Raw genomic sequence first — 13,265 nt, forward strand, 5'->3', positions numbered from 1 at the left:
GGGGCTCCGTGAACCACGCTGCGCCGTCTTCCGTCACATGGAAGTGGTCCTCGAGGCGCACGCCGAAGGCGCGGGGAATGACGATCATCGGCTCGTTGGAGAAGCACATGCCGGGCTGGAGCGGGGTCGTGTCGCCGCGGACCAGATAGGGCGCCTCATGGATCGACAGGCCGATGCCGTGGCCGGTCCTGTGGGGCAGGCCCGGAAGGTCGTAGTCCGCACTGAAGCCCTCTGAGGCCAGGACCCGGCGGGCGACGGCGTCGATCTCCTCGCAAAGGACGCCGGGTTTCACGGCGGCGAAGGCGGCGGCCTGGGCGCGTTTCTCGATCTCCCAGACGCGGGCCTGCTCCGGGGTCGCCTGACCGAACACATAGGTGCGGGTGATGTCGGAGTTATAGCCCTGGACCCGGCAGCCGGTGTCGATCAGCACGATCTCGCCGTCCGCCAGGTTCTGTTCGCCGGGCAGGCCGTGCGGATAGGCGCTGGCGACCCCGAACTGCACGGCGCAGAACGAGGAGCCGTCGTCGGCCCCTAGCGCCCGGTGCGCTTGGTCGATGAAGCGGCGCACTTCTCCGGTGGTGATGCCCGGAGCGAGGATTTTTGCGGCCCTGCGATGGACCTCCAGCGTCATGGCCTTGGCCTGGGACATCAGAGCCAGTTCGGCCGGCGACTTGATCATACGGCAGCCGTCCACGACCGGCGCGCCGTCCAATAGCACCAGGCCAGGCGCGGCCTTGCGGACGCCGTCAAAGACGAAGAAGGGCAGGGCGGGATCGATGGCCAGGGTCCGGGCGTCGTCCAGTCCGCGCGCGACCAGGGCGTAGGGGCTCTCATGCTCCTCCCAAAGCAGCATCTCGGCCTCGATCCCCAGCGCGGCTTCCAGCGAGCCGAGCTCAAAGCGCGGGCAGATCATGCGCGGGGCGCCTTCGCGCGGCAGGACCATGGCCACCAGTCGTTCGGTCGCGCCCCAACCGACCCCGGTGAAATAGCGCAGGCTGGGACCCGCGCCGATGATCAGGGCGTCGGCGCCGATCTGGGCCATCAGTTCGCGGGCGCGGGCCAACCGGGCCTGGCGCTCCTGGACGCTGATCGGAGGGGCGCGGTCGGCCCACGGTTTTAGATCCGCCAACTCGGCCTGGGCCGTGGAACCGCCAATGCCATTGGTCATGATCATCTCCAGGTAAACTCCGCCGCCGCTGGCGGGCGAACATCCGGGTCCGTATATAGCCGGGCATGGCCGAAGCCTTCAACGAACTGACCCTGCCCGCCGAGAAGGCGGAACGCTATGCCACGGTCGCCGAGGAGATCGCCTCGGTGCTCGATGGCGAGCCGAATCTGACCGCGCGCATGGCGACCGTCGCCTCGATGCTGGCGGCCAGCTTCGACACCTTCTTCTGGACCGGATTCTACGTGGTCGATCCGGACAAGGAGCGTGAACTGGTGGTCGGCCCCTATCAGGGTACGCTGGGGTGCCTGCGCATCGCCTTTGGGCGCGGTGTCTGCGGCGCGGCGGCGGCCACCGGCCAGACCCAGTTGGTGCCTGATGTGCACGCCTTCCCCGGCCACATAGCCTGCGACGGCCTTTCGGCGAGCGAGGTGGTGGTCCCGGTGTTTGATAGCGCCGGCGCTCTGATCGCTGTGTTCGACGTGGACTCCACCGAGCTGGCGGCGTTCGACGAGGTCGACGCTCGTTGGCTGGAAGCCATCCTGAAGGCGACCTTCTCCTAGGCCGTTGGCTTACGCCGCGTCGCGCACCTAAATTAGGTCCCGAAGCGCGAATGACGCGCAAAACTCGGGAGCGGAACAATGGGCGAAGCCTATATCGTCGCAGCGACGCGTACGGCTGGCGGCCGCAAGGGCGGCAAGCTGAAGGATTGGCATCCGGTCGATCTGGGCGCTGCTGTGCTCAACGACCTGATGGACCGGACGGGCGCTGACCCGGCCCTGGTCGAGGACGTGGTCATGGGTTGCGTCGGCCAGGTGGGCGAACAGGCGATCAATGTGGCGCGCAACGCGGTCTTGGCCTCGCGCCTGCCGGAAAGCGTGCCCGGCACCAGCGTCGACCGCCAGTGCGGCTCTTCGCAACAAGCCCTGCACTTCGCCGCCCAAGCCGTGATGAGCGGCACCATGGACGTGGTGATCGCCGCCGGCGTCGAGAGCATGACCCGCGTGCCGATGGGCCTGTCGGCCGCTCTGCCGGCCCAGAACGGCTTTGGCTCCTATATGAGCCCCGGCATCCAGAAGCAGTATCCGAACATCCAGTTCAGCCAGTTCATGGGCGCCGAAATGGTCGCCGAGAAGTACGGCCTGACCAAGGACGAGATCGACGAGTACAGCTACCAGTCGCACCAGCGTGCGATCGCCGCGACCCAGGCCGGGGCTTTCAAGAACGAAATCGTCGGCCTCGAGATCACCGACGCCGAGGGCAATGTCACGCTCCACACCATCGATGAGGGCATCCGCTTCGACGCCAGCCTCGACGGCATCAAGGCGGTGAAGCTGCTGCGTGAAGGCGGCCGTCTGACCGCCGCCTCGTCCAGCCAGATCTGCGACGGCGCCTCGGGCGTGATGGTCGTTTCGGAAAAGGGTCTGAAGGACCTGGGCGTGAAGCCGCTGGCGCGCATCCACCACCTGTCGCTGCTGGGCCACGACCCGGTGATCATGCTGGAAGCCCCGATTCCGGCCACCGAGCGCGCCCTGCAGCGGGCGGGCATGAGCGTGAACGACATCGACCTGTTCGAAGTCAACGAAGCCTTCGGTTCGGTCCCGGTCGCCTTCATCAAGAAGCTGGGCGCGGACCCGGCGCGGGTGAACGCCAATGGCGGCGCCATCGCGCTCGGCCACCCGCTCGGCGCTTCGGGCACCAAGCTGATGGCCACTCTGCTCAACGGCCTGGAACAACGGGGCGGCCGCTACGGCTTGCAGACGATGTGCGAGGGCGGTGGTATGGCGAACGTCACCATCGTCGAACGACTCTAGGACTGGACTTGCCATGACCGGACGCATCTTCGCTATCACAGGTGCGTCCGGAATCCTGGGATCGGCGGTGGCCAAGGCCGCCGCCGAACGCGGGGCGCGCGTCGCCCTGATCGACTTCGCCGGCCAGGCCGATGTGCTGAGCGACTGCGGCCCGGACGCCCTGATGCTGGGCGGCGTGGACCTGACCGACGCGATCGCCGCCAACGCCGCCATTGACGCGGTCGCCGACACGTTCGGCGGGCTGGACGCTTTGATCAACGTGGCTGGGGGCTTCCGCTGGGAAACGTTGGAAGGCGGGTCCTCGGATACTTGGCACACCATGTTCCGCATGAACGTGCTGACCGCGGCCAACGCCTCGCGCGCGGCTATCCCGCACCTGAAGCAAAGCAACAGCGGCCGGATCGTCAATATCGGCGCCAATGGCGCGCTCAAGGCCGCGGCCGGCATGGGCGCTTACGCGGCCTCGAAGGCTGGGGTGCACAAGCTGACCGAAAGCCTAGCCGAGGAACTGAAGGCCGATGGCGTGACCGTGAACGCCGTCCTGCCCTCGATCATCGACACCCCGACCAACCGCGCCGACATGCCCAAGGCCGATTTCGCGTCCTGGGTGTCGCCGGGCGAGCTCGCCGCGGCGATCCTGTTCCTGGCCTCGGAAGAGGCGAGCGCGGTGACCGGGGCCCTGCTGCCAGTGACCGGCCGGGTCTAAACTGGGATGTCGAAGACCAGCAGTCCGGTCTGATCCAGGGGCAACTGAGCGGCCACCTCGCCGGCGGGATTGAGCACGGCGGTCGGACCCCACGCGACGCGGTCCTCCCGCTCGCCGGTCACGTCTGACGAGATCAGCCAAAGGCCGGTTTCCCGGCATCGCTCGCCACGAATGGCGTTGTGCGCCGCCTTCCAGGTTTCGGCCGCCTTGCGCCGCATCATGTTGTTGGCGGGGCAGACGATCAGCGACGCGCCGCGCTCCGCGACCTTGCGCGCGGCCTCGGTGAAGTTGGTGTCGTAGCAGATGTTGATTCCGAACCGCAGCCCGCCGACATCGAAGACCGGGCTGTCGCTTCCGGCCTCGAAGGCCTGCTCGCCGCTCATCAGGTGCGCCTTGCGGTAGCGGCCGACGACGGCGCCGCGATCAATCACCACGGCGGTGTTGAACAACCGGCCGTTCTCGACCTCGATCATGCCCATGACGATCATCGGCCCGGTCTTCGGAAGCCGGCGCAACACCGCCTCGAACTGAGGCGACGCGAGGTCGAGGGCGTTCCTACGGGCCGCAGCCGCCTCGGTCAGGTAGCCCTGCAGGAAACCCTCGGGGAAACATAGCAGCGCCGCACCCTTCGCCTCCGCTCGCGCCGCGAGATCGGCCGCGCAGGTCAGGGCCGCGTCGAGATCCTCCCGAAATTCAACTGTCTGGGCGGCGGCGATCCTGACCGTCTTCATGGCGCTGACTCCGGCGACCATACGGAATCGCTCCCACCGATGATCACGCAACGCTCGCGGTCAGCAAGGCCATCGACGTGGCGAAATTTAGATAACAATGTTATTTATGGCTTTCGCATCCGCGCCCCTAGGAGCGATCCAGCCATGCACGAGCCCATCATCGTGACGCCCGCAAGCGCGCCGCGGCCGCTAAACATCGTGGGCGAGCAGCTCACCATCCTGGCTTCCGGCGCCCAGACCGGCAGCTACGAGATATTCCATCAGGCAGGCCCCGAGGGCAGCGGCCCGCCGCCGCACAATCACCCGTGGGACGAAGCCTTCTATGTCATCAGCGGTGAGATCGCCTTCGGTGTCGGCGATGAGGAAATGATCGCCCAGCCGGGGACCCTCGTTCACCTGCCGGCGGGGACAACGCATTGGTTCCGGTTCGGCGCGGGCGGCGGCGAGATGGTGTCAATGACCTCGCGCGAAGGCGCTTCGCACATGTTCACGGATTTCGATCGCGAGGTCTCACCGGTGAACCCCGACATCGAGAAGCTGATCGCGCTGGGCCGGCCTTACGGCTTGGAAATCCCGCTTCCCGCCGCCTGACGCGCTGATGCTGTAGCGCGGAGGCCTCACGCCGCGCATGAATTTCAATCCGGGTACGAAGCTTTCTCGCCTTCGGTATGCAATCTCGCCTAACCTTGGCCGCAAGGGGAGGGGGAGCCCCGAGTAATGAAGATGGCCTTTGCCGCCGCGTTCGTGGCGACGTTCGTATCAAGCTTGGCCATCGCTCAGGAGCAGCCCGCCACGGCCGCCGGCGGCGTGATCGCCTACCCGCCGGCCTTCTTCGCTGAGATGGGGCCGTCGACCGCCCTCGATATGGTCCAGCGCCTGCCGGGCTTTTCGTTCGACAAGGGCGCGGTTGTGCGCGGCCTCGCCGGAGCCAGCGGCAATGTGCTGATCGACGGCGAGCCGCCGGTCTCGAAGAACGACACCCTGGAAGAGATCCTCAAGCGCATCCCCTATGGATCGGTCGCGCGCATTGACGTGATCCGGGGCGGTGCGCCGGGCGTCGATATGCAAGGCCGCACGGTTATCGCCAATGTGGTGCGTCGGCAGGGCGCTGGCGCGCGCGGCGCAGTGAGCTTCTCGACCCAGCCGCTCTATGACGGGCGTGTGCTCAATTCCCTGCGGGCCGAAGGCCAGTGGCGGTGGGCCGGCAAGCTGGTCGAGTTGTCGATGGTCAACGGCAAGGGACCGGACGACGCGCTCGGCGACGGACCGCGTGTCCGCTACGGCCCGAACGGCGACCCGATCATCGTTTCGGAAGTCGACGCCGACGGCCAGGGCCTGCGCGAATGGGTGACTGGGGCCTTCGAGACCCCGATGGCGCGCGGCCGGCTGCGGCTCAACGGCGCCTATATGAAGACGACCTCCACCTCGGAGATCTATGATCGTCTCAGCGTTCCCGGCGCGGCGCTGGAATATGAGTACGTCACCCCCGATCGTCTCCAGGCCGAACTCGGCGGACGGTTCGTGCGGGCCTTTGGCGCGACTTCGCTGGAGGCGCTGGCTTTCCAGCAGTGGAACAATCTCGACACCAAGGCGCGGTTCGAATCCGCGGCTGTCGACCGGCTATTCCATAGTGACAAGAAGGTCGCCGAGACGGTTGGCCGCGTGAACCTTCGCCGCCGCATGTCCGATGACCTGTCGCTGGAGGCCGGCGTCGAGGCCGCCTTCAACGCGCTGGACAGCAAGACCACCCTGACGGTCAATGGACACAGGGTCGTCGTCCCCGCCGCCGACGTCCGGGTCGAGGAGGCGCGGGCCGAGCCCTATGTGGTCGGAACCTGGCGGCCGACCGCGGAGCTGACCTTCGAGGGCGCGCTGCGCCAGGAGGTTTCGAAGATCACCTCCACCGGCGACGTAAATCTCGAAAAGTCGCTCAGCTTCACCAAGCCGCGCCTGGCGGTGACTTGGGCGCCCGACGCCAAGAACCAACTTCGGGGCCGGCTGGAGCGCGAGGTCAGCCAGCTCAACTTCGATGATTTCGTCGCCTCGTCATCCGTGGCGAGCACGGGCGTGCTCATCGCTGGCAACCCCGACCTCTCGCCGCAGCAGGCCTGGGTGATCGAAGGCGCCTATGAGCGGCGGTTCTGGACCTCCGGCGCGGCGGTCCTGACCCTGCGCCATTCTGAACTGACCGATGTCATCGACCGAGCGCCGATCCGGGTCGGCCTAGTCGTGGCCGATGGGCCGGCGAACATTGGCGACGGAACCAAGGATGAGGTCGCGGTCAGCCTCTCGGCGCCGCTCGACCGTCTGTTGCTGAAGCGCGCGACGATCAAGGGCCAGGCGACCTGGCGACGCTCGGAGGTCATCGATCCCACCACTGGCGATGGCCGTGAGATCTCCGGCCTGCGTCCGGTCGACTGGGAGCTTCACTTCACCCAGGATCTGCCGGGCCTCAAGGCCAATTGGGGCGTCGATGTCGTGGGCGGGTTCCGCGAGAGATTCTATCGCCTCAGCGAGATCGAGACCCGCAAGTACGAGGCCTTCGCCACGGTCTATGCCGAGGTGAAGCCGAGGCCCGACCTGATCCTGCGGGTCGAGTTGCAGAACGTCACCGGCCGCGATGTCCAACGGATCCGCGAGGTCTATGTCGGACCCCGTGACCTTGGCGTGTTGGCCTATACCGACGTGCGAAACCTGGAGTGGGGGCGCTGCCTGTTCGTGAGGCTGCGCAAGACCTTCGGCTGACGCGGTTCAGCGGGTGGGCGCGACCCGCCAGACCGCCTTGCCCACATCATCGGCGACCAGCAGCGCGCCGGTCTTGTCGACCACAACCCCGACGGGGCGACCCTGGGCCTTGTCCTTGGTGTTGAGGAAGCCGGTGAGGAACACTTCGGGCGCGCCGCTCGGCATGCCGTTCGCGAACGGTACGAAGACCACGCGATAGCCGCTGGGCGGGCGCCGGTTCCACGACCCGTGCTGGCCGACAAAGACGCCGCCCTTGTAGCGGGCCGGGAACAGGTCGGCCCGGTAGAAGGTCAGGCCCAGCGAGGCTGTGTGCGGCCCGAGCGCATAGTCGGGCGCCCGCGCCTTGGCTACCAAATCGGGCCGCGCGGGCTTCACGCGGCTGTCCACGTGTTGGCCGTAATAGCTGTAGGGCCACCCGAAGAAGTCGCCGTCGCGCACGCTGGTCATGTAGTCGGGGACCAGGTCGTCGCCCAGCATGTCGCGCTCGTTGACCGCTGTCCAAATCAGGCCGGTGGCGGGTTCGAAGTCCAGGCCGTTGGGATTGCGCAGGCCAGAGGCGAAGACGCGCGCCGGGCCGGCGGGCAGGGGATACTCAATGATCGCGGCGCGGCCGGCCTCGGCCTCGATGCCGTTCTCGCCGACGTTCGAATTCGAGCCGACGGTCGCGTAGAGCTTGGAGCCGTCGGGGCTGGCCACGACGTTCTTAGTCCAATGGTGGTTGATCGGGCCGCCCGGCAGGTCGAACACCTTCGTACCTGCGCCCTGCAAGCTGGTCTGGCCGTCTGCGTAAGGGAAACTGACCACGCCGTCGTCATTGGCGACATAGAGCTTGCCGCCGGTCAGGGTCATGCCAAACGGCCGCGTCAGGCCCTCGGCGAAGGTTGTCCGCATCTCGGCCACGCCGTCGCCGTCAGCGTCGCGCAGCAGCATGATCTTGTTGGGGCTCTTCTGGATGGCGCCGGCCTTCTTTTGCAGCAGGTTGGCCACATAGCCTTCGATCCCGCCCCCGGACGACGCTTCCGATGAGGCCTCGGAGACCAGCACGTCGCCATTGGGCAGCACCAACAGCCAGCGCGGATGGGCCAGGTCGCCGGCGAACCGGGTCACGGTGAAGCCCTCCGGCGCCTTAGGCTGTACGCCCGCCGGCCAACCCACGGCCTGCCGGGCGTTGAGGGTCGGGATCATGCTGGTCTTGGGTTCGGGCAATGCCGGCCCTGGCCCGAACCCCACGAACGGTTCGGGCGAGCCCTGGCTGCAGGCGGCGACACCCAGCGCGGCGAGGCCGCAAGCGGTAAAGACCAATCGCATGAGGTTCTCCTGATCGGGCCTTCAACGTGCGGTTGGGCCGTAGGATGCCTGGGCGCGCCTTAGCTCGACTGGGTGGTGTCCGGCAGGCCCAGGATACGCTTGGAGATGATGTTGTTCTGGATCTCGACCGAGCCGCCATAGATCGACATCGCCTTGCCGCCGAGCCAGCTGCGCACGGTCTCGATTTCCTCGGGGGCGAAGGTATCGCCCTCCCAGCCCAGCCCTTGGTGTCCCATGATTTCCAGGGTCAGCTCGGCCCGCGTCTGGGCGACATTGGTGGCGGAGTTTTTCAGGATCGAGGCGGTGGTGGTGGCGCCCGAGGCGTCCTTGGACTCCGCCGCGACCCGGGCAAGGGTCAGGCCATGGACCTTGGCGTCCATCAGATGCTGGGTCAGGCGGGTGCGCAGATCGGTGTCGGCGATCCGGCCCTCGGCGTCGAGTTCGACATAGCGCTTGGCGACGGCGTGCAGCGCCAGGGGCTTGGGGCCGGTCGAGCCGCCGGTCTGGCTGGCGCGCTCATGCTGCAACAGCCGTTTGCCGACGGTCCATCCGCCATTGAGCTTGCCTAGCAGGCCGTCCTTCGAGGCGGTGGCCTCGGTGAAGAAGGTCTCGCAGAACGGCGAGGCGCCCGCGATCAGCGCGATGGGCCGGGTCTCGATCGCCGGCTGATGCATGTCGATCAGCATGAAGCTGATGCCGTCATGCTTCTTCGCGCTCGGGTCGGTGCGGACCAGCGCGCCGCACCAGTCGGAGTACTGGGCGCCCGACGTCCACGTCTTTTGGCCCGTGATCACCCAGTGATCACCGGCGTCCTCACACTTCATCTGCAGCGAGGCGAGGTCGGAGCCGGCGTTGGGTTCCGAATAGCCGACGCACCAGCGAACCTCGCCGCGGGCGATGGGCGGGATATGCTGGCGCTTCTGCTCCTCGGTGCCGTAATCGAGAATCGTCGGGCCGATCATGGTTACGCCCATGCCGAAGGTCAGCGGGTTGAACGCGCCGATGCGGCCCATCTCCTGCTGGAGCACGCGGGCCTGCTGGGGCGAGAGACCGCCGCCGCCGTACTCGGCCGGCCAGGTCGGGGTTCCCCATCCCTTGGCGCCCATGGCCTGCTTCCAGGCCAGGACATCGCCCTCGGGGACCAGACCGTCCATCAGGGCGGAGGCCACGCCGGGCCGCCCGCGCAGCGAGGCCGGGAAATTGGCCTCGAGCCAGGAGCGCGCTTCGGTGCGGAAAGCCTCAAGTTCGACGCCGCCAGCAATGTCCGCCATGTCGATCTCGTTTCCAGCCTAGTCGGTTATGATGTGGATTCCCTTTTAGGGAGCCTGTCGGTGACGACAAGATTCACGTCGCGGCAAGCAAGGCTCATTGGCCGGAGGTCAGGCCGACCGGCGTGCGCTGCGGATCGGGACCGGCGGACTCAGCCACTGACCGCGCTGGTCGGCGAATTCCGACTTTCCATTGGTGGGCAGGGACAGGATCTTGCGGACCACCGGCATGCCCCGCACGACCTGGCCAAAGGCGGCGTATCCCTGGTTGTCGCCCGGCGCGCCTGGATGAGCGTCCAGATAGGGCTGGGGGCTGGCGCAGATGAAGAAGTTGTTCGTCGCCGTACCCGTCGCGAAACGGCCGAGCGAGATCGTGCCGGTCGTATGTCGCAGGCCGGTCTTCGTGGTGCTCTCGTGACGGATTGGCGGAAAGGGCAGGACCTTCGCGCGAGGCCGGGCCACGATGGTCCCTTGCTTGGGCGCGCCCGGATCTCGTGACGCGCGGAAGAAGACGCCGTCGTCATAGGCGCCGGCATCGACATAACGCAGGAAGTTGGCGGTGGTGAGCGGCGCCTTCTGCGCCTCAAGCTGGACGACAATCGCGCCGTGGCTGGTGTTGATCACCACCAGCGGCTTGCCAGGCGCCGCCAAACTGGCGCCCGGCGTGGTCATCAGCAGGCCGGCGGCGCCTAGAAAACTCCGACGTTTGAGGTTGGCGCTGCTCATGGATGGGTGTCTCCCTCTTGGATCTAGCCACTCTATCGCCGCGCCGCCCTGTTGTGAAAACTCAACGGTGATCGCGGTGCTATGCGAATGTGACCGGTAGCCTGAGAAACACACGCCCGGAGGCCGTGGGTTTCGGCAAGGCGCCGCCACGAATGTTCACCTGAAGCGACGGCAGGATCAGGGTCGGTGGGGCCAGGGTCGCGTCTCGTGCTTGGCGCATCTCCACGAAGTCGGCTTCGCTGACGCCTTCATGGGCGTGGACGTTGCTGGCCTTCTCCTCGGCCACGGTGGTCTCCCACTGGAAGCGGTCGCGGCCGGCGGGGAGGTAGTCGTGACCGACAAAGACGCGGGTTTCCGGCGGCAGGGTCATGATCTTGCGAATTGAGCGGTAGAGCGTGGCCGCGTCTCCGCCGGGGAAGTCGGCGCGTGCCGTGCCGTAGTCAGGCATGAACAGGGTGTCGCCGACGAAGGCCGCATCGCCGATCAGATAGGTGACGCAGGCCGGCGTGTGACCTGGCGTATGCACCACGCCAATGGTCAGGTCGCCCAGTGGCAGGCTGTCGCCCTCGGCCAGCAGGTGGTCGAAGACACGACCGTCGTCCTGAACATCGTCGGCCTCGAACAATGGAATGAACGTCTTCTGCACCTCGGTGATTTTGGCGCCGATGACGATCTTCGCGCCGGTCTCACGGCGGATGTAGTCCGCGGCCGACAGGTGGTCGGCGTGCGCGTGAGTCTCCAGGACATAGACGAGGCGCAGGCCCTGGTCTCGCACCGCGGCCAGGATTGCGTCGGCCGACGCGGTCGAGAGCTTGGCGCCCTTGGGTTCGAAATCCAGCACCGGATCGACGACCGCGGCTGTGCGCGTGGCCGCGTCGCTAACGAGATAGGTGGCGGTGGAGGTGGCGTGGTCGAAAAAGGTCTGTACTTCAGGGGTCATGGCGGAGCCTCCTTTGGCGTCCGTCATATATAAGAGCTTGCTAAATTAGAAACAACTCATATATATCGGTCATGTTCGATCTCTCGAAATTCGACATCACCCGGTTCGAGGCCAGCGCCGGCGAAGCCGCCAAGCTTCTCCGCGCGCTCGGCAACGAGCGGCGATTGATGATCTTGTGCCAGCTGACGGACGGCGAGCGATCTGTGGGCGAGCTTCTGCCCCTGGTCGGCCTGTCGCAGTCAGCCCTGTCGCAACACCTGGCGGTGTTGCGGGAGGAGGCCGTCGTGGCGACACGCCGCGAAGGCCAGACCATTTGGTACCGGATCGCTGATCCCGCCGCGATGAAGGTGATGGCGACGCTCGCCGAGATATTCTGTCCCCCAGACATGAAGAAGGCCGATGACAACTCAACTGACTACGCTGAAGCCCAAGGACGTCGCTGACCTGTTGGCCCGGGGCCAAGCGGTACTGCTCGACATCCGCGATCCTGACGAATTCGCACGCCGCCATGTGAAGGGTGCGCAGCTGCGGCCACTGGCGACCCTCGAAGCCGACCCGCTGCGGATCGCGAAGGGCCAGAAGGTGGTCTTCACCTGCCGATCAGGCATGCGGACCGCCGCCAACTGCGAGCGCCTGGCCGCTGTGGTGGAAGGTGAGGCCTTTGTCCTCGAAGGCGGCGTCGACGGCTGGGCCGCGGCGGGGCTACCGCTCGCCGTGAACCGCAAGGCGCCGCTCGAACTGATGCGTCAGGTGCAGATCGCAGCCGGCTCGCTGGTGCTGCTCGGTGTGCTGCTAGGCTATCTCGTCCATCCCGGCTTCTTCGGGCTGTCGGCCTTTGTCGGCGCCGGCCTGACCTTCGCCGGGGTCACCGGCTTCTGCGGCATGGCGCGTTTGCTGGCGGCCATGCCTTGGAACCGTCCGGCGCGGGCCTGACGCCATGGATCCGCTGGTCGTCAGCCTCGGTCTCGCCACGGCGGGCGGGGCGCTTATCGGCCTGCTGCTGGCCGTCTTCGGCGGCGGCGGGTCGGTGCTGGCCACGCCCTTGCTGCTCTACGTGGTCGGGGTGCGTGATCCCCACGTGGCGATTGGCACCTCCGCCGCCGCGGTGGCGGTGAACGCTCTCGTCGGCCTGGGCGCCCAGGCACGCGCGGGCCAAGTGAAATGGCCTTGCGCCTTGGTGTTCGGGGGCGCGGGGCTGGCCGGCGCGCTCATTGGAGCGCACTTGGCCAAGATGATCGACGGCGAGCAGTTGATCCTTTGGTTCGCTGGGGCCATGGCGCTGGTGGGCTTGTCGATGCTCATGCCTAAGAAAGACGAGGGGGATGCAGGCGTTCATCTGACGCCAGCCCTGACCAGACGGTTGGCCCCGCTTGGCCTGGGTGTCGGTCTGGCGGCGGGATTCTTCGGTATCGGCGGCGGGTTTCTTATCGTCCCTGGCTTGATGGCGGCGACCGGCATGACGCTCGCCAACGCCGCCGCCTCGTCCTTGGTGTCGGTGGTGCTGTTCGGCGCGGCGACCAGCGCCAGCTACGCCCTGTCGGGCCTTATCGACTGGCCTGTGTTCGCCGCCCTTGTAGCGGGAGGCGCCCTCGGCGCCCTCGCCGGCGGACGGGTCTCAAGGATGTTGGCGAACCGCGCACCGATCGCACGCCGGGCCTTCGCCGTCATGGTGTTGGCCACGGCGGCTTATGTCGCGTTCAGGTCGTTAGCCTAGGGGCGCATCGACCAGCCCGCGCTGCGCCCCGTTGGGTCACTAATCGTCGATGGGGAAGGGGGCCAGACGCTCGCCAAGGTGAGGCCCGGCGTCTCTTCGGGCGCGCGCACCAACTCGCAGGCCGGACAACAACGCCCAGAGAGCTCCC

The 13,265-nt window shown here is 66.9% G+C and carries 14 protein-coding genes; 8 read left to right on the plus strand and 6 right to left on the minus strand.

Features of this window, described 5'->3' with window-relative positions:
• Positions 1 to 1,168, minus strand: a 1,168-nt coding sequence (locus Q7T84_RS01630; protein ID WP_304805844.1) for a Xaa-Pro peptidase family protein, incomplete at its 3' end; no start/stop codon positions are given.
• A 65-nt stretch (positions 1,169 to 1,233) separates the two neighbouring features.
• Between Q7T84_RS01630 and Q7T84_RS01635 the strand changes: the two genes are divergently transcribed.
• The 3 genes from Q7T84_RS01635 (at position 1,234) to Q7T84_RS01645 (ending at position 3,685) form a co-directional block, all read left to right on the plus strand.
• The gene (locus Q7T84_RS01635; protein WP_304805846.1) at positions 1,234 to 1,728 is read left to right on the plus strand and encodes a GAF domain-containing protein; all 495 of its coding nucleotides are present in this window, start codon (positions 1,234 to 1,236) and stop codon (positions 1,726 to 1,728) included.
• 78 nt (positions 1,729 to 1,806) lie between these two features.
• Positions 1,807 to 2,979, plus strand: a complete 1,173-nt coding sequence (locus Q7T84_RS01640) for an acetyl-CoA C-acetyltransferase (RefSeq protein WP_304805847.1) — start codon at positions 1,807 to 1,809, stop codon at positions 2,977 to 2,979.
• 13 nt (positions 2,980 to 2,992) lie between these two features.
• Positions 2,993 to 3,685, plus strand: a complete 693-nt coding sequence (locus Q7T84_RS01645; RefSeq protein WP_304805851.1) for an SDR family NAD(P)-dependent oxidoreductase — start codon at positions 2,993 to 2,995, stop codon at positions 3,683 to 3,685.
• Here the strand turns inward: Q7T84_RS01645 and Q7T84_RS01650 are convergent.
• Positions 3,682 to 4,416, minus strand: a complete 735-nt coding sequence (locus Q7T84_RS01650; protein WP_304805852.1) for a carbon-nitrogen hydrolase family protein — start codon at positions 4,414 to 4,416, stop codon at positions 3,682 to 3,684. The genes Q7T84_RS01645 and Q7T84_RS01650 overlap by 4 nt on opposite strands.
• Positions 4,417 to 4,560: 144 nt before the next feature.
• Here Q7T84_RS01650 and Q7T84_RS01655 point away from each other — a divergent pair, with 144 nt between their 5' ends.
• Together Q7T84_RS01655 and Q7T84_RS01660 are read left to right on the plus strand one after the other, a co-directional pair.
• Positions 4,561 to 5,007 (plus strand): cupin domain-containing protein, encoded by a 447-nt coding sequence (locus Q7T84_RS01655; RefSeq protein WP_304805853.1) that lies wholly within the window; start codon positions 4,561 to 4,563, stop codon positions 5,005 to 5,007.
• A gap of 126 nt (positions 5,008 to 5,133) precedes the next feature.
• A complete protein-coding gene (locus Q7T84_RS01660; RefSeq protein WP_304805854.1) occupies positions 5,134 to 7,161 on the plus strand; it encodes a TonB-dependent siderophore receptor in 2,028 nt (675 codons plus the stop codon).
• A 6-nt stretch (positions 7,162 to 7,167) separates the two neighbouring features.
• Here the strand turns inward: Q7T84_RS01660 and Q7T84_RS01665 are convergent, their stop codons facing one another.
• From Q7T84_RS01665 to Q7T84_RS01680, 4 genes are all read right to left on the minus strand, one after another.
• Entirely contained in the window at positions 7,168 to 8,469 is a 1,302-nt protein-coding gene (locus Q7T84_RS01665) for a sorbosone dehydrogenase family protein (RefSeq protein ID WP_304805855.1), read from the minus strand.
• Positions 8,470 to 8,528: 59 nt separating this feature from the next.
• On the minus strand, positions 8,529 to 9,740 hold the full coding sequence (locus tag Q7T84_RS01670) for an acyl-CoA dehydrogenase family protein (RefSeq protein ID WP_304805857.1): 1,212 nt from the start codon (positions 9,738 to 9,740) through the stop codon (positions 8,529 to 8,531).
• A 108-nt stretch (positions 9,741 to 9,848) separates the two neighbouring features.
• Entirely contained in the window at positions 9,849 to 10,463 is a 615-nt protein-coding gene (locus tag Q7T84_RS01675; RefSeq protein WP_304805858.1) for a peptidylprolyl isomerase, read from the minus strand.
• 79 nt (positions 10,464 to 10,542) lie between these two features.
• Entirely contained in the window at positions 10,543 to 11,403 is an 861-nt protein-coding gene (locus tag Q7T84_RS01680; protein WP_304805859.1) for an MBL fold metallo-hydrolase, read from the minus strand.
• Positions 11,404 to 11,474: 71 nt separating this feature from the next.
• Here Q7T84_RS01680 and Q7T84_RS01685 point away from each other — a divergent pair, with 71 nt between their 5' ends.
• From Q7T84_RS01685 to Q7T84_RS01695, 3 genes are read left to right on the plus strand one after another with little or no spacing between them, the layout of a single operon-like run.
• Complete coding sequence (locus tag Q7T84_RS01685) at positions 11,475 to 11,846, plus strand: helix-turn-helix transcriptional regulator (RefSeq protein WP_304805861.1); 372 nt, start codon at positions 11,475 to 11,477, stop codon at positions 11,844 to 11,846.
• Positions 11,803 to 12,336: a rhodanese family protein gene (locus Q7T84_RS01690; RefSeq protein ID WP_304805863.1), complete on the plus strand. Its 534-nt coding sequence runs from the start codon at positions 11,803 to 11,805 to the stop codon at positions 12,334 to 12,336. The genes Q7T84_RS01685 and Q7T84_RS01690 overlap by 44 nt, the downstream gene beginning before the upstream one ends.
• Positions 12,337 to 12,349: 13 nt before the next feature.
• Positions 12,350 to 13,117: a sulfite exporter TauE/SafE family protein gene (locus Q7T84_RS01695; RefSeq protein WP_370653604.1), complete on the plus strand. Its 768-nt coding sequence runs from the start codon at positions 12,350 to 12,352 to the stop codon at positions 13,115 to 13,117.
• Positions 13,118 to 13,265: the final 148 nt, after the last annotated feature.

Source organism: Phenylobacterium sp. (assembly GCF_030654915.1).
Lineage (GTDB): Bacteria > Pseudomonadota > Alphaproteobacteria > Caulobacterales > Caulobacteraceae > Phenylobacterium.